Origin of the sequence: Desulfovibrio sp. (assembly GCF_041907885.1) — a bacterium.
Taxonomy (GTDB): Bacteria; Desulfobacterota; Desulfovibrionia; order Desulfovibrionales; family Desulfovibrionaceae; genus Desulfovibrio.
The window spans coordinates 40,529-57,455 of sequence record NZ_JAYRGM010000015.1; the positions used below are offsets into that span (position 1 = coordinate 40,529).

Below are 16,927 nucleotides of genomic sequence, written 5' to 3' on the forward strand. Positions count from 1 at the left end.
TTGCAGATATGCCGGGGCGGCGGGCGTGTGCGGGCAGGGCCAGCGGAGAGCGCCTTGCGGGCAGAACGGCAGAGGGCTATTCGTCCTTGACTTCGGCGGCGTTGAGACGGTCGAGAATTTCAGTCAAAAAGCTCACAATGCTTTTTATTTCTTCGGGCGAACGTGTGCCCATGGCCTCGTCCACCAGTCCGTCCAGCTGCGAATGAAAACCCATGTGGCGGGCGTTTGCCGTCTTGCCTTTTTCTGTCAAAAAAACATTGAGGCGGGTCATTTTAAGCGGGTCTTTTTCCTTGTGCGCCAGCCCCTTGCGCTCAAGCCTGCGCAGCAGTTCCGAAACACTGCCCTTGGTGACGCCCAGGTTTTCGGCCAGGCCTCCCACATGGATCCCCTCGTTGTTGTGGATTGCCATGATGGTGTGGATTTCAGCCATGTGGATATCCACATCTGTGCCGAATTTGCAGCACTGGCGTTCTATTTCCTGAAAGCGCGTGGCAATGCCCAGCAGGGCGTGGCTGACAGGCGCGCTGCGCGGCCCGTGGGCCGCCTCGTGCCCCATGGTTTTGAGCATGGATTTCTGGATACGCAGTTCCACTGTATTTTTTTGGCCGTTTTTCTTCATAGCAAATGTGTATGGTATCCATACATTTTTGTCAATTCGGGTTTCGTGCCGGACCAGGAGGGGTGAATTGTTTCCCGCGCTTGCGGCTCGGGGCATGCTGGCTTAGTATACACCAGTTGCGCGCCGTGGCGCGAACCCCAGACGGAGATTGCATGAAACGCCAGGTTACCTGTCCGCACTGCGGCAAGCCATATTCCAGTTATCGGAACCCGACGCCCACAGCAGACGTGGTCATTTACGAACCCGGCAGGGGCGTGGTGATCATCCGCCGTGCCAACGCGCCGGTGGGTTTTGCACTGCCGGGCGGATTTATCGAAGAGGGCGAATGTGCGGAAACTGCCGCCGTGCGCGAAATGCGCGAAGAAACCGGGCTTGATGTGGAACTGACCGGGCTTTTGGGCGTCTATTCCCGCCCCGACCGCGACCCCCGGCAGCACACGCTGACCGTGGCCTTTGCGGGCAGGCCCCGTAATCCAGAGGCCCTGCAAGCTGGCGACGATGCAGCCCATGCGGATTTTTATCCGCTGGACGCGCTGCCGCAGCCTCTGGTTTTTGACCACGCCCAGATTTTGGCCGATTTCAAAGCCATGCTTGAAGGCAAACGCGCCCTGGCGGGCGTGCAGCCCCGCGTTGATGCGCCTGCGGCTGTGGAAAATCACGGGGAAGGAGTGTAATGAGCTACCGCAATCTTCAGGAATGCGTGCAGGATCTGGAAGCCAACGGGCATCTGGTGCGCATTGAAACCGAGGTTGATCCGCATCTGGAGCTGGCCGCCATCCAGCGCCGCGCCTTCCGTGCCAATGCCCCGGCCCTGCTGTTCACCAGGGTCAAGGGCACGCCCTTTCCCATGCTTTCCAACCTGTTTGGCACGCGCGAGAGGCTGCACTTCATTTTTCGGCGCAGCCTGCCCGCCGTGGAGGCTGTGCTGGCTGCCAAGGCCGACCCTGCCGCCGCGCTCAAGCGTCCCTTGCAGTCGCTGCGGGCCTTGCCCGGGCTTGTGAACATGCTGCCCCAGGTAAGCCGGGTGCGGGCAGAGCAGGCAACTGCTGTGGCCCCCGTGCTGCAATGCCGCTGCAAGCTGGCCGATCTGCCGCAGCTGGTCTGCTGGCCCATGGACGGCGGGCCCTTCATAACCCTGCCCCTCGTGTACAGCGAAGACCCTGCCAAACCCGGCGCGGATGCCTCAAATCTGGGCATGTACCGTGTGCAGCTGGGCGGCAACGCATATGGGGCCGACGAGGTGGGCCTGCACTATCAGATACACCGTGGCATCGGGGCGCACCACGCCCGCGCCCTTGAGATGGGCAAGCCCCTGCCCGTGCATATTTATGTGGGCGGGCCGCCAAGCCTCACCGTGGCCGCTGTCATGCCCCTGCCCGAAGGCCTTTCCGAGCTGCGCTTTGCCGGGCTGCTTGGCGGCAGGCGCACAGAAATGGCCAGTGTTGAAGGGCTGCCCCTGCCGGTGCTGGCCCAGGCCGATTTTTGCATCAGCGGGCATATTTTGCCCCAGTGCAAGCCCGAAGGCCCCTTTGGCGACCACGTGGGCTACTACAGTCTTACGCATGATTTTCCCGCGCTCAAGGTTGATGCCGTCTACCACCGGCAGGGGGCCATCTGGCCCTTTACCGCTGTGGGCCGCCCCCCGCAGGAAGACACGGTCTTTGGCGATTTTATCCACGAGCTTACCGGGCCGCTTGTGCCGCAGGTTTTTCAGGGCGTGTGCGATGTGCATGCCGTGGACGCCGCTGGCGTTCACCCCCTGCTGCTGGCCGTGGGCAGCGAACGCTACACGCCGTATGAAGAAGACCGCCGCCCGCGTGAACTGATCACTGCCGGGCTGCATCTGCTGGGAACCACCCAGACAGCCCTTGCCAAGTACGTGTTTCTGGTGGCGCACGAAGACGCGCCCAATCTGTCGGCGCGTGATGTGCCCGCCTTTTTGCGGCATTTGCTGGAGCGGGCCGACTTTGCGCGCGATCTGCACTTCATCACCCGCAGCACCAATGATACGCTGGACTACACGGGCGGCGCGCTCAACGAAGGCTCCAAGCTTGTGTGGGCCTCTGCCGGTAAAAAGCGCCGCACGCTTGGAACCGAGCTTGCCGGCCCGGCGGCGGATTTGCCGTCCCTGCCCGAAGGTTTTGGCCCCGTGCGCGTGTGCGGCCCAGGCCTTGTGGCCATAGGCGGGCCCCGGCACAGCCTGGAACGCAATCAGCCCGACCCGCAGCTGGAAGCTCTTGCGCAGGCACTGGCCCAGTGGCCGGGGCGCGAGGCTTTTCCTCTCGTTGTTGTGGCCGACGATGCGGAGTTTTGCGCCCAGGCGCTGGATAATTTTTTATGGGTGGCCTTTACCCGGTCAGACCCGGCCACAGACGTGTACGGCGCAAATGCCGCCACGCAGGCCCGTCACTGGTCGTGCCAGGCACCGCTGGTCATCGATGCACGCCTCAAGCCCTTCCATGCCCCCCCACTGGAAGAGGACGCGGCGGTGATTCGTAAGGTGGAAGCCCTGGCAGCGCCGGGCGGCCCCCTGCACAACTACTTGTAACTCTGGGGAGACATCGGAATGAAAATCGCCCTATTGCAGTGCAACACCGTTACTGGCGATGTGGCCGGAAACCTGGAACGTATCATCAGCACCGCCCGTCAGGCGGGAGCCGCCGGGGCAGACCTGTGTGTCACGCCCGAACTTGCCCTTTGCGGCGTGGCCCCCGGCCACTACCTGTGCGCCCAGGGTTTTGCCGCAGGCTGCCTCAAGGCGCTGGACATTCTGGCCGCAGAACTCAAGGACGGCCCCTCGCTGCTGGTGGGCGCGCCCGTGCCCAGCGTGTACGCCTCTGGCCTGCTCTCCAACGCGGCTGTGCTGGTTGAAAAGGGCGGCTGGCAGGTGGTTTCGCGCAAGGTGTACCAGAATCAGGGGCAGAACCCCAGCGTGGCCGAATCAACCGACGAGGACGCGCGGTATTTTGACCGGGGCATCTCGTGCGGCATAGTGACCATGGGCGGCTGGCGCATCGGCGTGGTGCTGTGCGAAGACGCGCAGAGCGAAGACGGTTCTTTCTGGAAAACCCGTTACGCCAGCGGCCACAATCCGCTCATGGAGCTGGTGCAGCGCGGCGTTGATGCCCTCGTACACATGGCGGCTGCGCCCTTCAGCGTGGGCGCGCAAGAAACGGACGAACACCTGCTTTCGCACGTGGCGGCCCGGCATCACGTACACATGTTTTCGGTCAATATGGTAGGCGGCAACGACAGCCGCGTGTACAACGGCCAGAGCCTTGTATTTGATCCCACAGGCCAGCTGCTCGCCCGTGGCAAGGCCTTTGAGGAAGATGTGCTGGTGGTGGACACCGCACGCGGGCAGGGTACGCCCAAGACTCCCGAACCGCTGGCCTCGTGTGTGGAAGAAGACTACTGGCGGGCTCTTGTGCTCGGCACGCGTGATTTTGTGCGCAAGTGCGGTGTAGAAAAGGGCATTGTGGCCATTTCTGGCGGCATGGATTCGGCCCTTGTATGCAGCGTGGCTGTGGAGGCCCTTGGTGCGCACAATGTCACCGGCGTGCTTTTGCCTTCGCCCCATAGCAGTGAAGGCTCGCTCACAGACGCTGCCAAGCTGGCAAAAAATCTGGGCATCACTACCGTGACCCTGCCCATCGGCCCGCTCATGGAGGCCTTTGCAACCGCGCTCAAGCCCGGTCTTGACCTGTTTGAAGAAAAACCGGGCGACGTTACCTTTGAAAACGTGCAGGCCCGCATACGCGGCACGCTCATTACCTCGCTGGCCAACAGGGCCGGAGCGCTGGTGCTCAATACCGGCAACAAGAGCGAGGGGGCCATGGGGTACTGCACCCTGTACGGCGATTCTGTGGGCGCGCTGGCGGTTATCGGCGACCTTACCAAAACCCAGGTCTATGCCGTGGGCCGTTGGTACAATGCTCACCGTGGCGCAGAGATCATACCCGACGAAATTTTTACCAAGGCCCCCTCGGCAGAACTGCGCCCCGGTCAGAAGGATTCTGACAGCCTGCTGCCCTACGAGGATCTGGATCCCATTCTTGAAGACCTTTTGCAGCCCGCAGAGGCCGAATCCGGCCCGCTCTCGCCCACCCGCACGGACGTGCGCGAAAAGCTGTTCAGGGCTGAATTCAAGCGCCGTCAGGAACCGCTGTCGCTCTATCTGAGCCGCACGCCCTTTGGCGGTGGCTGGCAGACGCCCGTGGCCGGGCGTTTCAGCCTGCCCGAAAAATAGGCAGGCAATCCAAACTGGTGATGGACAGGGCGGCACGGCCAGGCTTTGGCCGCCGCCCGCGAAAAGAGGCGGGGTTTTTTCTTGAAGCCCGCACCGCACTGGGGTAAGAGCAGTGTGTTGCACAACGCTGATTTGAGTGGAGGATATCATGGCGGAAGCACCGGAGAAAAATCTGGCCCTGGACATTGTTCGCATTACCGAGGCTGCGGCCCTTGCATCGGCCCGCTGGCTCGGACGGGGAGACAAGGAAGCCGGAGACGGCGCTGCCGTTGACGCCATGCGCGTCAGCTTCGCCACCCTCAGCATTGACGGCCTGGTCATCATTGGCGAAGGCGAAAAAGACAATGCCCCCATGCTCTACAACGGCGAAAAAGTGGGCAAGGGCGCTGGCCCCAGCCTTGATGTGGCCGTTGACCCCGTGGAAGGCACAAATCTGCTGGCCTATGGCCGCCCCAACGCCATCTCGGTGGTGGGCGTGGCCCCGCGCGGCAGCATGTTCAATCCCGGCCCCAGCTATTACATGCAAAAGCTTGTTGTGGCCCGCGAGGCCCGCAACGTGATCGACCTCGACGCACCGGTAAAGGACAACCTTTCCAATGTGGCCAAGGCCATGGGCAAGAGCGTGCAGGACCTTGTGGTCTTTGTGCTCGACAAGCCCCGCCACGAAAAACTCATTGCCGAAGTCCGTCAGGCCGGGGCGCGCATCCAGCTGCAAACCGACGGTGACGTTGCCGGGGCCTTGATGGCTGTTGATCCCCGCTCTGAGGTGGATATCATGATGGGTACGGGCGGCACGCCAGAGGGTGTGCTGGCCGCTTGCGCCATCAAGGGTATGGGCGGGCAGATTCTGGCCCGGCTTGATCCGCAGTCGTATGTGGAAAAAGAGGCCATCACCGAGGCGGGCATTGATGCCCGTGAGGTGCTCACAGTTCACGACCTGGTGCGCAGCGACGATTGCTTCTTTGCAGCCACGGGTATTTCCGGCGGCGATTTCCTGAGGGGCGTGCGCTACAGCGCCAAGCACGCCGTGACGCATTCTCTGGTTTTGCGTGGCAAAACCGGTACGCTGCGGTATGTGGAGTCTTACCATAATATGGACAGGCTCTCGAAAATCAGCGCGGTTCGGTATTGAATGAAGAATATTTTATCTCACTCTGGCGTCATTGCGGCGCTTTTGCTGGCCTTGCCGCTGGTGGCCTTTACACCCGGCATTACCGAGGCCGCGCAGGCTCCCGCTGCCAAGAAAAAGACGGAGCAACCCGCTTCTCCTGCCACCTCCAGCGCCAATGCGAGCGTGTATGACAAACAGCCGCCGGTGACGGACAAGGAACTGCTGGACTTTCTCGAACTGTTGCCCCAGTTCCGCACCTGGGCCAAGGGCAATAACGAGGAGGCGCATCCCATACTGCGCAACGGCAAGGCAGATTTTCTCTATTCGCCCAATGCGGCTGCCTGGGTGCAGGCCCACAACTGGAACCCGGTGCGCTTTTTCTGCGTCATGGGCCGTATGGCCGCCGCTCTCTCCATTGTGGAAGAAGGCAATGACATGACAGGCGCGCGTTCCAAGGATATGCCCGTGGTTTCCGAGGGCGAGCTTGCGCTGGCAAGGCGTCATCTTGGAACCATGCTCAAGGCTGGCGGCGATGCGCCGCCCATTAACAAATAGCTCGGTCAGGCTTGCGGCTCCGTGCAAAGCACTGGGGGCGCATGTTTGCTGGCAACTGGTTTGATTGCAAGGGCCCCGGATCACTCCGGGGTCTTTTTTTGTGTTGTGATGCTGTTTGCGTGTGCGGGGGGAAGGAGCGTGCGCGAGGCAGCGCGTGATTGTACGTGGCTGCGGCTGGCCGGGTATGCCGCAGGCGCACTCATGCGCAGCAGATGCGTCGTTGTGGCAGCCCACTACCCGCAACATGCAGCAAGGCCCCTCGAAAGGGGCCTTGCGCGGTCAACCCGGAGCGGGTTGCTGTATCTGATAGAGAGCCCTTAGTTGGCTGGGGCCGGAGCGGGGACAGCCGGGGCCTGTTCCACAGGGGCTGCGGGAGCAGCTTCCTTGACCACTTCCCTGGCCAGTTCCTTGGCCGCATCGGCGGCCGTGGGTGCTGCGGGTGCTTCTGCCGGAGTAGCCGAAACAGGAGCAGCCAACACAGGAGCTGCGGGAGTTGCGGTCTGGGGCGTTGTGGCCTGAGGTGCGGCAGCCGCAGGCTGGGCGGGTGCAGCGGCAGCGGGCTCCTGCACTGGAGCGGCGGGCTTTTCAGCCGGGGCAGCTTCAGGCGCGGCGGCCGGGGCAGCCTTGGGTTCTTCAGCCGGTGTTGCCGCAGGAGCGGCCACAGGGGCCTCGGGAGCAACAGCCGGTGCGGGGGCAACTTCGGCTGGCGTTGCCGGAATGGCCGGAGCCGCAGGCGCAGCAGGAGCCGGAGTCAGAATGGCGCTCAGGCTTTTTACCTGGGCTTCAGGAGTTTTTTCCATTTGGGGCATCAGCATGAGCGATGCGGGCTGGGCCAGCACAATGGCAATGGCCGCGCACATCACAAGCGAACCGCTGGTTCCGCCATGCGCGCCACGGCGCACAAGACGGGCAAGCAGTGCCGCCGCCACTATGCCAATGCCGCCGATCACGGGCAGGGCCTTGAGCCCAAGCACGGCGGCACGCTGACTTTCCGTGAGCGTGAAGTGCATGAACTTGCCAAGCCAGTCGAGGGTGTAGCCAAAGCCTGCCGCCACCAGGGTCATGCTGGCGTGCAACAGGCACAGGGCCGCGATGATGTAGAACAGGTTTGCCCCGGCAGGGGAGAGCCGCAGCAGGGCCTTGCCCAGCAGCAGCGCGGCCAGGCAGGCGGCGCACACAGCCGCGCCCACCATGTCGGCAGCGGGAATGCAGAGCAGCAGGGCGACGACAAGGGCTATCCACAAAAAGGCCATGCCAGCCTTTTCCTTGCGCGAGGCAAGCAGATCTGCCGGGGCCATGCGCAGCACGCGCGCCCACGAAACGCCGCAGATCACGGCCAGCCACGGCAGAAGGCCCAGGGCCGCAAAGGCCAGGGGTTTCCACCATGTGGCCTTGCTGAGGGGCCAGGTGACGAGGTGTTCGCCAAGATTTTTAAGGTAGCCCTGGGGTTGCTGCCACAGCATGACCACGGCCAGCCAGCAGCCTATCAGGCCCAGCAGCAGCCCAAAGCCCAAAAGTCCGTCGGGCTTTTGGGCACGGCGGAATCCGCAGCGCCAGAACAGGAAGGCAAGGCTGGTGAGCACTGGCAACAGGATATGAAAGAGCCCGCCGGTGAGCCCGGCCAGCGCCGCCAGCACAAAGCCCAGGGGAACCGTAATGGTTGTGCCCGGCTTTTGCCAGCCGTGGCACAGACAGGCCAGTGAAAGCAGCGTAAGAGCCGCTGCAAGGGCCTCTGGGCCCACAAAGGTGGAAAGCGGCGCAAAAATAGGCGCGCAGAGCAGCAGCATGCCGCCAGCCAGAGCGGCCCGGCGGTCCAGCCCGGCCACGCGCCCCAGCACCCACACAGCCACAAGGCTCAACAGGCAGCCAGCCATGGCGGCAAGGGGAAAGAGCAGATGGGCAAACTGCGGCGCAACTTTGGTCAGCAGGGTATCAATGCCGCGCAAAAACCAGAAAAACACGGGCCACTGGGCAAGGCCGTCACCCGCAGGAGCCAGCCACATGCCGCTTTGCGAGGTCTGCACAAAGGCCATGATGCCCGCAGCCTCGCGGGGACAGTACACGCTGTGTCCCATGAGGGCAGGCCATGCCTGGGCCAGCATGATGAGCAGCAGGGCCAGAGGGCCAGCCAGGCTGGCCGCGTCAAAAATCTTGTCGCCAAAGCCAGGAGCCGTGGGCTCGACTGTGGGCTGGGCAGCCGGTTTTGAGAAAGAAGCGGGCTTGGCCGTTTTGCCGGTATTGCCGAACATTCCCCTGAACCCCTTGGCCGCTATGGTTACCGGGCGTGACGCGCCGGTACTGGAGCTTTCCGGGCTGGGGGCCGCCTGGGCGGCAGACTCGGCAGCAGGTGCTGACGGCTGGGAAGCTGCAGCAGCTTGCGCTGCGGCGGTGTGTTCACCCTCCGCGCTGGGCTGCTGGCCCTCCGGCTGACAGGCAGCCTGGCCTTCGGGATTCTGGGCGCTGTTCTGGGTCATGGCATCGCTCCTTCATGCGTTTTCGGCTCACCAAGCAGCACATGCCGGGCCTGGCGGGCTTCGAGATCAATTTCCACGGCGCGTCCGGCCATTGAGATGCTCTGGCCGTTCAGCACATCTCGTGCCGGGCCTTGCGCGTCTGCGGGCAGGGGGCATACAATATGCTGTTTTTTTTCAGAAAAATTCGCGGCAAGCAGCCAGTAGCCGCCGCCGGGCAGAGCACTCAGGCTTGCCACGCAGCCGGGGGCCCCGGAGCTGATCTGCACAAGTCGCCCGCCTGCCAGGCCAGCGGCTTTTCTGCCTTGCAGAATACGGGCAATCTGGCGCGCAAAACTGGTTTCGCGGTTCCACTGGGTATCGAGCGGGCCAAAGGCCAGCGGGGCCGCAGTCTGCCCTCCAGCCAGTCCTCCTGGCAGTCCACCTGTTATCCCATCTGCACGGCTGGTGGTGCTCAAAAGCGTTACGCCAGAAGCGTCGGATGCACCCTTGCCGGAACCCTGCGGCAGACCCAGCGCCCCCGTTATATCCTGCGGGCTCAAAAATGTCAGTCCCGGCAAACCCATGCGCCAGCTGAGCAGCAGCATGCAGGCCGATTCCATGGCCGCCGTGTTTTCTGGCCGCGCTGCCCTGGTGTCGTCCAGCCCAAGCGCCCGCGCTGCCAGCTCTGCCTGTGTTGCGGGCAGGCCGGTGGATTCGGGCGAACCCTTGGCCAGCGACTGCGCGCGGCGTACCAGAGTCTTGCCATCGGGCAGATCAAGCAGGGGGCGCCAGTCCACATACTGCCTGTCGCGCAGCCCGCGCGCCAGACGGCTGTGGTCAACACCCGCTGCCAGCGATGCCTTGAGCAGGGCGGCCAGCGGGGCTGCATCGCCGCTCAGCAGGGCATAGCCTGCGGCTGCCGGAGTGATGCTGTCGCGGCTGAAATCAACGGCGGTGGCAAGCACTGCCCTTGTCAGCGAGGGGGGCAGCACATCGTCCTGCACGGCCCACCCGCCATAGCGGTGTACTTCGCCCGCCAGAGATTCCAGCGCTTCAATGCCGGGAACCAGCGCGGATGTGTCGCCCCTGTTGGCGGGTTGGCCCTCGGTCTGCGCGTCCAGCCCCATGAGGGGCTCAAGCCTTATGCCGGCAAGGGTTTGCTGTTGCAGGCCCGTGTGCTGGATAACAGCAGCAGAAAATACCCGCCGGGCCTGGCCGGAAGGATCCTGCCACAGCAGAACGGGCCGCAGGGCATTGCCGCTGTAGCGGTACACCCATCGCCGCACCTGACCATCGGCCCCGCGAATTTCGCCGGTTACGGCCCATCCGCCGGGGGTGGCCCAGTCTGCGCTGTCGCGCCGCAGCATGTCGGGAACAATGCCGCGCTTGCGCAGTTCGGCAACGGCGGAGTCGCGCAGGGGCAGGCAATCCCACTCGCCAGCAGTGGTGGGCAGAATACCCCAATCTTTTTGCGGCACAGACATCATGGCATACAGACCGTCAAAGCGCGAGGCTCTGCGTGCCTGAAGTATGAAATCCGGCCCAAGGCCCGTGGCTGCGGGGGGCAGTTCGCCGCCCATCTGCATGTGGGCCTGATCCATTTTTTCTGCAAGGCGGTTGAAATCTTCGGCAAGGCCCAGTGCGGGATCAGGCCGCAACGAGGTGATGTTGTCGCCCGCTTCCGAGGCGGCGTCGGGTTGCGCCGAAGCCGCGTGCGAACTCCAGATGTCGCCCTTTTCACCGATGGGGGCCAGGAACAGCCCGCCAAAGCCCGCCTGTGTCAGCATGGCGTCCAGCCCCGGCTGTGCCAGCGCCCGCAGGGCTGGCTGCCCGGTGGCAAGGCTGTGGGGGTTCACATCAAACCAGTTGGGCGCGGCGGTAAGCAGCAGCGGCACGCGCCGTGCCGAAGCGCTGTTGCGCCAGATCAGGTCTGTGCCCGATACCTGGCCCGTGAGCTCCTGGGTAGAGCCGAGCATGGATTGCCGCTCAAGCCATTGCAGATAGCCGGGATCCGCCCGTGGCAGCAGGGCGGCGCTGCCCGCTGCCTGCTCGCGCCGCAGCGTGCTTTCGTATCCGCCGTGCGCGGTGCGCCCGCTGCGCGGTGTGCAGGCGGCCAGCGCCACGCTCAAGGCAAGCAGCAGCACAAGCGGCAGCATGGCTGCCTGCCAGCACCGTTTTGGACGGGAAAGCCGGGAGTAAAAGGGGCGCTGCATGGGCATGAGTGCGACCGCTAGGCTTTTGTCGCTGTTTCCTCGGCCTTGGCCGTGTTCCACAGCTCGTCTTTTTCATCAAGGGTAAGGGCTGCAAAGTCACGGTTCTGCTCGCGGGCTATTTCTTCCATGCGGGCAAAGCGTTTGAGAAAGCGGCGGTTGGCGTAGTCCAGCGCTTCGTTGGCCTTGATGCCCTTGCGGCGGCCCAGTTCGGCAATGCTGAACAGCAGATCGCCCAGCTCGTGCTTTTGGGCTTCCTGATCTGTGCCGGCCGAGGCGTCGAGCCATTCCAGCCATTCCGCTTCCACCTGCTGCTCCACTTCCTCGTCTTCCTGCCAGGTAAAGCCCACCCGGGCTGCCTTGGAGTTGATGCGGTAGGCCTTGGCCAGCGGGGGCAGACTTTCGGGCAGGCTGTCGAACAGGCCCTCGGGTTTGCCTTCGTCGTCGGTGTGCTCGGCGCGTTTGATTTTTTCCCAGGCCTTGAGCTGTTCGTCCAGACTGTCAAAAACCGTGTCGCTGAATACGTGCGGATGACGGCGAATCATCTTGGCGCGGTTGTTGTTGAGGGCATCGTCGAGGGTGAACTGGCCCTTTTTTTCGTACATGCGCGCCACAAAAAGCAGCAAAAAGGCCACGTCGCCCAGTTCTTCGCGAATTTCGGCCACATCGCCAGAGCGGATGGCGCTGACCAGCTCGTGGCTCTCTTCGATGATGTATTCGGTAAGGCTTTCGGGGGTTTGTTCCTTGTCCCAGGGGCAGCCGTCGGGGGCGGTAAGCTTGTCTATGATCAGCTGAAGTTCTTCAAGAGCGGTCTTTTCCATGATGCAGATTCCTTGGTAATGCGGCGGTTAAATGCCCAGGCGGGCGGTAAGGTCGGGCGGCAGCCAGCCGTGTACCTGGGTCATGAGCGCGTTAAAGTAGGGCAGTGCGCGTGAGTGCTGCATAAAGGGAGCACCCGCGAAAAATTTTTGCAAAAACAGCAGGGCCAGCGAACACAGCAGCACGCCCTTGGCCAGGCCAAGCATGCCGCCAGCCAGTTTGTCGGCCCACGATACAAAGGAGAAAGAAAGAATTTTTTGCAGTATGCGGGCAAGAATGGCCACGGATATGATCACGCCCAGAAAAATGAGCACATAGGCCGCAATGATGCGCCATGAGGGGTCAACAATGAGGGTCAGGCGCGGGGCAAGCAGGGGATGATAGTGGTGTGCGGCCCAAAAGCCGCCCAACAGCGAGACAAGACCGGCCACCTCGCCCACAAAACCATGAATAAAGCCCCGTGTGCCAAAAAAAACCAGAATAAGCACTATGATGAGGTCGAAAATATCCTGACCCATGCGTTCTCCGTTGCGACTGTGGGTATCCTTGGGCGGTTCGCTGCGCGATGGCTTTTGTGCCGCAGTTTTTGACCTGCGGCGGGGCAGAGCATAGCAGATGCTCGCACGCGGCACAATGCGCCGTGCGGGCAGGGCTGTGGAGATCAATGATACCCGATTTGCCCAGGCAGGCTTGCGGTGCGGGGTGGAATTGGTGCATCATTCAAAAAATATATCACAGGCAGGCGGCATGCGCAAAAACTGGCGCATCCCGGTGGCAGGAGGCAGGATGGGACAGTTGCAGGGCAGCGTGGCGGGCGTTGTGCTGGCGGGGGGGCTTTCCACCCGCATGGGGCACGACAAGGCCCAGCTGCGCGTATACGGGCCAGACAAGCCCGATCTTCTGGCCCGCACCCATGCCCTGCTGGCTGATCTGCTGCCCCGCTGCTGGGTTTCGTGCCGGGCAGATGCCCCGCGCAGCGGCTATGCGTGTCTGTTTGACGCAAAGCATGGCCAGGGCCCGGCGGCGGGCATTCTGGAGGCCCTGCGGGAGGCGCAGGCGCAGGGTTTTGCGGCGGTGCTGGCACTATCGTGTGACATGCCGCTTATGGATGCCCCCACCCTGCGCAGACTGCTGGAAGCGCGCGCGGCGGCCCCTGCTGGCACACTGGCAACGCTCTATGTGGAGGCGGCCAGCGGCAGACCAGAGGCCCTTGCCGCAGTGTACGAAACAGCGTCCCTGCCCCTGTTTGAAAAATGGCTCGAATCGCCGGGTGGCCGTCTCAACTGTATTGTGCCGGTGCAAAGTCAGTGTCGGCTGCCTTATGGCTCCAACGAATCGCGTCCCTTTGTGAATCTGAACCGCCCGGATGACCTCAAAACGGTGCTGGATATTCTTGGGGCATCTCTTTAAACTTTTTTTGGTTCACGCTATTTTATGTAAACGTGATTATATGCGGCTGCCTGCTGGCCGCCAGTAATATTTGCTGCCCGGCGCGGTTGCGCGTCTGCCCGGAAAGCGGAATGAACAGCGCGCGAACAACTTTGCCGGTGCGCACCCTTGCGGGGCCTGCGGTGATCTGGAGCAGATATGGATATTGGGGCTTATACATTCAAGGAATTTCACCGTCTGGCAGAAAATTTTCATGGTTATGCCGCTCCCGGCCTGCTTGTGGGCGGGTACATGGTTGAGCTTGCCAAGCGCCATCTGCCCGAGGGTACACTGTTTGAAGCCGTGGTGGAATCTGGCAAGTGCCTGCCCGACGCCGTGCAGCTGCTGACCCTGTGCAGCATTGGCAACAACTGGATGAAGATTCACAACCTGGGGCGCTACGCCGTTTCGCTTTTTGACAAGTACACGGGCGAGGGCGTGCGCGTAAGCCTCGACCCGGTAAAAATGGCCGCCTACCCTGAGCTCAAGGCATGGTTCTTTAAGGAAAAAGCCAAAAAAGATCAGGATATCGCGCTGCTGGAATCAGAAATTGAAGCCGCTGGCGACAGCATCTGCAAGCTGGAACCCATCACGGTCAAACGCCGTTTTATGGGGCACAAACACATGACGCGCATTCTCTGCTGCCCAGTGTGCGGCGAGGCCTATCCTGTTGAGGACGGCCCGGTGTGCCGTGGCTGTCAGGGCGAGGCCCCCTATGTTCTGGCGCGGCGCGAGCTCAAGGAAGACTGCCAGGCTCTTGCCGCCGAGCACCACAAGGCCGCTGCGGGCGTGCGTGTTGTGCCGGTGGAAGAGGCCGTGGGCAAAACCGTGGCGCACGACATGACGCGCATTGATCCCGGCCAGTTCAAGGGGCCGGAATTCAAGGCCGGGCAGCGTATCTCTGTGGGCGACATATGCCGCTTGCAGCAGATGGGCCGCTTCAATGTGGCTGTTGTGGACGATGGTACCGGGCAGCCCCAATCTGCCGACCCGCAGGCCCAGGTTCACGAAGACGAGGCGGCCGAAATTTTTGCCCGCCGCATGGCTGGCGAAGGCGTGACCTATGAGCTGCCGCCCCACGAGGGCAAGATAGATTTCAAGGCTGCCCGCAACGGCCTGTTTTGCGTGGATGTGGAGCGCATGACGCGGTTCAACCTTGTGCCCGAAGTTATGGTTGCCTCGCGGCAGGATGGTACGCTGGTCAAACAGGGCGGGGCCTTGTGCGGCACGCGGGCCATTCCGCTGTACATAACCCGCGAGCGCATGGCCCAGGCCCTGGAAGCGCTGGAGGGCGGGCCCCTGTTCCGCGTGCTGCCCCTGCGCAAGGCCCGTGTGGGTATTCTGGTGACGGGTACGGAAGTGTTTCAGGGCATCATTGAAGACAAGTTTATTCCCGTCATCACGGCCAAGGTAACCATGCTCGACTGTACCGTGGTGCGCACCGACATCGTGCCCGACGACAAGGCCATGATGCGTGCCTCTGTGGCCGCCATGCGCGAGGCCGGGGCAGACCTGCTGATCACCACCGGCGGCCTTTCGGTTGACCCGGACGACGTGACCCGGCAGGCACTGGTTGAAGCGGGCCTTACCGATGTGCTGCACGGCGTGCCTGTGCTGCCGGGAACCATGAGCCTCATGGGCCGCATACCTGGCCCGCAGGGCGACATGCAGGTGCTGGGCGTGCCCGCCTGCGCCCTGTACTACAAAACCACCTTCCTCGATCTGGTGCTGCCGCGCATGCTGGCTGGGCGTGGGCTTACCCGTGCCGAAGCCGCCCGCATGGGTGAGGGCGGCTACTGCCTGTCGTGCCATACCTGTACTTATCCCAAGTGCTGGTTTGGCAAATAGCAGATCCCGCATTTTTGTAATACAAATAATTTTTTGGAAGGCTCAGAAATGTTTCTGGGCCTTCTTTTTCTTTGAAACAGCCTGTCAGACTCAAGCGTTTTTGATTGTCCACGCTGTTGACGTCGTGGCGTATGTTGATTATTTATAGACCGACGGTCGGTCTGTAAAACAGGGGAACCTATGCGCATCATAAAAGAACATGGCGAACGCAAGGCAGAAATAGTTGACGTTGCCCAAACACTGTTTACAACAAAAGGTTACGCAAACAGCACGGTCAACGATATTCTTGAGGCTTTGAATATAGCAAAGGGTACTTTTTACCACTATTTTGCGTCAAAAGAAGCTGTAATGGATGCGGTAATTGAAAAGTATATTGATGCAGAAATTGCAGCTGCTAAAATTATTGCAGAAGAAAATATCCTCACTGCGCACGAAAAGCTATTTCGTATTCTTTATTGTACAGGTAGAGAGAATGAATTTGGCGACAGGCTTGAAAATGAAGCCCGTGCTGTGGGCAATGCAGACCTACACCAGAGAACAATGGCATCAATCGTTACAGGCCTTTCACCCATTCTGGCAGATATTGTGCGGCAGGGAATTCAGGAAGGGACGTTCAATACGGAATATCCACTGGAATGTATGGAAATTTTGCTTGCAGCTTCCGAGTTTCTTTTGCACGGGTCTGCCTTTTCTTGGAGCTGCGCACAGCGGCAGCAAAAAGCCAGGGCGCTGGCTTGGGTGGCAGAAAAGGCTCTGGGTGTGGAAGAAGGGCAGTTCAGCTATCTGTATGAAAAGCAGGAAGGGCACAAGGAACAGCTATGATCAATGCAGAGATATGGATGGCCGACATTTTGTGCCAGTTGCAACAGGTTTTTGGCACGCGACTACAATACCTTGGGCTTCAGGGCAGCTACAGGAGGGGGGAAGCCACCGAATCCAGCGATATTGATGTGGTAGTGCTGCTGGACGCTGTTGCTCTTGATGACCTTGATACGTATCGTTCCATTGTTCGCGCCATGCCAGAAGGTCAAAAGGCCTGCGGATTTTTTGGCAGTACCGCTGATTTGCTTAACTGGCCAAGGCACGAACTTTTTGGATTTTATAAAGATACAGATGATTATTATGGTAAACTGAAGAGTTTTCTTCCTGTCTTGTCTTCCAAAGATGCAGCAGAAGCTGTTAGAATCGGCGCTGCAGGGCTTATGCATATGCTCACGCACGCCTATCTGTATGCGCCGGCAGATGCCAGAGCAAGGATATTGAAGGATGCCTGTAAAGCCGCATTTTTTGTCATGCAGGTGCAGCACTGGCTGGTATTTGGCGTGTATTGTCGCAGTAAAAAAGAATTGCTGTTGCAACTGGAGGGCGCGGATAAGATAATTATCAAAACCGGACTTGATTTTTCGCAGGCGATTGCAGAGATCCCGGAAAATGATATTTACAGCATATTGTTGCGTTGGTGCAGCACTATGTTGCACGCTGCCAGCTTGCAACTGTGCGCAGATACGGCTTGTGCGCGAAGGGCATAGGGGGGGATAGGCTGCAAGTGAATGCTTGTAGCATTGCTGCAAGCCCTCCTCGCTGTGCCTTGAGCGAACATCGGTTCGTATTTCGCCTGAGTGGCAAAATACTGCT

General features: G+C 61.2%; 14 protein-coding genes. 9 read left to right on the forward strand and 5 right to left on the reverse strand.

Annotated features, from left to right (window positions below; translation table 11 throughout):
* Nucleotides 1-76 precede the first annotated feature (76 nt).
* Nucleotides 77-619, reverse strand: a complete 543-nt coding sequence (locus ACE3NW_RS08880) for a MarR family winged helix-turn-helix transcriptional regulator (RefSeq protein WP_374282520.1) — start codon at nucleotides 617-619, stop codon at nucleotides 77-79.
* Nucleotides 620-771: 152 nt separating this feature from the next.
* Here ACE3NW_RS08880 and ACE3NW_RS08885 point away from each other — a divergent pair, with 152 nt between their 5' ends.
* The 5 genes from ACE3NW_RS08885 (at nucleotide 772) to ACE3NW_RS08905 (ending at nucleotide 6,534) form a co-directional block, all read left to right on the forward strand.
* Nucleotides 772-1,293: an NUDIX domain-containing protein gene (locus ACE3NW_RS08885; protein WP_374282522.1), complete on the forward strand. Its 522-nt coding sequence runs from the start codon at nucleotides 772-774 to the stop codon at nucleotides 1,291-1,293.
* Nucleotides 1,293-3,167: a UbiD family decarboxylase gene (locus tag ACE3NW_RS08890; protein WP_374282524.1), complete on the forward strand. Its 1,875-nt coding sequence runs from the start codon at nucleotides 1,293-1,295 to the stop codon at nucleotides 3,165-3,167. The genes ACE3NW_RS08885 and ACE3NW_RS08890 overlap by 1 nt, the downstream gene beginning before the upstream one ends.
* Before the next feature lie 18 nt (nucleotides 3,168-3,185).
* Nucleotides 3,186-4,868: an NAD+ synthase gene (locus ACE3NW_RS08895; protein ID WP_374282526.1), complete on the forward strand. Its 1,683-nt coding sequence runs from the start codon at nucleotides 3,186-3,188 to the stop codon at nucleotides 4,866-4,868.
* 148 nt (nucleotides 4,869-5,016) lie between these two features.
* Entirely contained in the window at nucleotides 5,017-6,000 is a 984-nt protein-coding gene (gene glpX / locus ACE3NW_RS08900; RefSeq protein ID WP_374282528.1) for a class II fructose-bisphosphatase, read from the forward strand.
* Nucleotides 6,001-6,534 (forward strand): serine/threonine protein phosphatase, encoded by a 534-nt coding sequence (locus ACE3NW_RS08905; protein ID WP_374282530.1) that lies wholly within the window; start codon nucleotides 6,001-6,003, stop codon nucleotides 6,532-6,534. It abuts the gene before it with no gap.
* 317 nt (nucleotides 6,535-6,851) lie between these two features.
* Here ACE3NW_RS08905 and ACE3NW_RS08910 read toward each other — a convergent pair whose 3' ends face one another.
* From ACE3NW_RS08910 to ACE3NW_RS08925, 4 genes are all read right to left on the reverse strand, one after another.
* Nucleotides 6,852-9,008 (reverse strand): hypothetical protein, encoded by a 2,157-nt coding sequence (locus ACE3NW_RS08910; protein WP_374282532.1) that lies wholly within the window; start codon nucleotides 9,006-9,008, stop codon nucleotides 6,852-6,854.
* On the reverse strand, nucleotides 9,005-11,143 hold the full coding sequence (locus tag ACE3NW_RS08915) for a hypothetical protein (protein ID WP_374282534.1): 2,139 nt from the start codon (nucleotides 11,141-11,143) through the stop codon (nucleotides 9,005-9,007). The genes ACE3NW_RS08910 and ACE3NW_RS08915 overlap by 4 nt, the downstream gene beginning before the upstream one ends.
* Nucleotides 11,144-11,217: 74 nt before the next feature.
* Entirely contained in the window at nucleotides 11,218-12,018 is an 801-nt protein-coding gene (gene mazG, locus ACE3NW_RS08920) for a nucleoside triphosphate pyrophosphohydrolase (RefSeq protein WP_374282536.1), read from the reverse strand.
* A gap of 27 nt (nucleotides 12,019-12,045) precedes the next feature.
* The gene (locus ACE3NW_RS08925; RefSeq protein WP_374282538.1) at nucleotides 12,046-12,534 is read right to left on the reverse strand and encodes a CvpA family protein; all 489 of its coding nucleotides are present in this window, start codon (nucleotides 12,532-12,534) and stop codon (nucleotides 12,046-12,048) included.
* Between the two features lie 268 nt (nucleotides 12,535-12,802).
* Here ACE3NW_RS08925 and ACE3NW_RS08930 point away from each other — a divergent pair, with 268 nt between their 5' ends.
* The 4 genes from ACE3NW_RS08930 to ACE3NW_RS08945 all read left to right on the forward strand — a co-directional run bounded on the left by ACE3NW_RS08930 (nucleotide 12,803) and on the right by ACE3NW_RS08945 (nucleotide 16,821).
* A complete protein-coding gene (locus tag ACE3NW_RS08930) occupies nucleotides 12,803-13,426 on the forward strand; it encodes a molybdenum cofactor guanylyltransferase (RefSeq protein WP_374282540.1) in 624 nt (207 codons plus the stop codon).
* Between the two features lie 177 nt (nucleotides 13,427-13,603).
* Nucleotides 13,604-15,292, forward strand: coding sequence for an FmdE family protein (locus tag ACE3NW_RS08935; protein WP_374282542.1), 1,689 nt, complete (start codon nucleotides 13,604-13,606; stop codon nucleotides 15,290-15,292).
* Nucleotides 15,293-15,472: 180 nt separating this feature from the next.
* A complete protein-coding gene (locus ACE3NW_RS08940; RefSeq protein WP_374282544.1) occupies nucleotides 15,473-16,114 on the forward strand; it encodes a TetR/AcrR family transcriptional regulator in 642 nt (213 codons plus the stop codon).
* Nucleotides 16,111-16,821 (forward strand): nucleotidyltransferase domain-containing protein, encoded by a 711-nt coding sequence (locus ACE3NW_RS08945; protein WP_374282546.1) that lies wholly within the window; start codon nucleotides 16,111-16,113, stop codon nucleotides 16,819-16,821. Before ACE3NW_RS08940 ends, ACE3NW_RS08945 begins: the two co-directional genes overlap by 4 nt.
* Nucleotides 16,822-16,927: the final 106 nt, after the last annotated feature.

Coding starts and splice junctions, on each gene's coding strand:
- ACE3NW_RS08935 (WP_374282542.1), top strand. CDS start 13,604: ATGGATATTGGGGCTTATACATTCAAGGAATTTCACCGTCTGGCAGAA.
- ACE3NW_RS08910 (WP_374282532.1), bottom strand. CDS start 9,008: ATGACCCAGAACAGCGCCCAGAATCCCGAAGGCCAGGCTGCCTGTCAG.
- ACE3NW_RS08945 (WP_374282546.1), top strand. CDS start 16,111: ATGATCAATGCAGAGATATGGATGGCCGACATTTTGTGCCAGTTGCAA.
- glpX (WP_374282528.1), top strand. CDS start 5,017: ATGGCGGAAGCACCGGAGAAAAATCTGGCCCTGGACATTGTTCGCATT.
- ACE3NW_RS08915 (WP_374282534.1), bottom strand. CDS start 11,143: ATGCTGCCGCTTGTGCTGCTGCTTGCCTTGAGCGTGGCGCTGGCCGCC.
- ACE3NW_RS08905 (WP_374282530.1), top strand. CDS start 6,001: ATGAAGAATATTTTATCTCACTCTGGCGTCATTGCGGCGCTTTTGCTG.
- ACE3NW_RS08885 (WP_374282522.1), top strand. CDS start 772: ATGAAACGCCAGGTTACCTGTCCGCACTGCGGCAAGCCATATTCCAGT.
- ACE3NW_RS08895 (WP_374282526.1), top strand. CDS start 3,186: ATGAAAATCGCCCTATTGCAGTGCAACACCGTTACTGGCGATGTGGCC.
- mazG (WP_374282536.1), bottom strand. CDS start 12,018: ATGGAAAAGACCGCTCTTGAAGAACTTCAGCTGATCATAGACAAGCTT.
- ACE3NW_RS08930 (WP_374282540.1), top strand. CDS start 12,803: ATGGGACAGTTGCAGGGCAGCGTGGCGGGCGTTGTGCTGGCGGGGGGG.
- ACE3NW_RS08925 (WP_374282538.1), bottom strand. CDS start 12,534: ATGGGTCAGGATATTTTCGACCTCATCATAGTGCTTATTCTGGTTTTT.
- ACE3NW_RS08940 (WP_374282544.1), top strand. CDS start 15,473: ATGCGCATCATAAAAGAACATGGCGAACGCAAGGCAGAAATAGTTGAC.
- ACE3NW_RS08880 (WP_374282520.1), bottom strand. CDS start 619: ATGAAGAAAAACGGCCAAAAAAATACAGTGGAACTGCGTATCCAGAAA.
- ACE3NW_RS08890 (WP_374282524.1), top strand. CDS start 1,293: ATGAGCTACCGCAATCTTCAGGAATGCGTGCAGGATCTGGAAGCCAAC.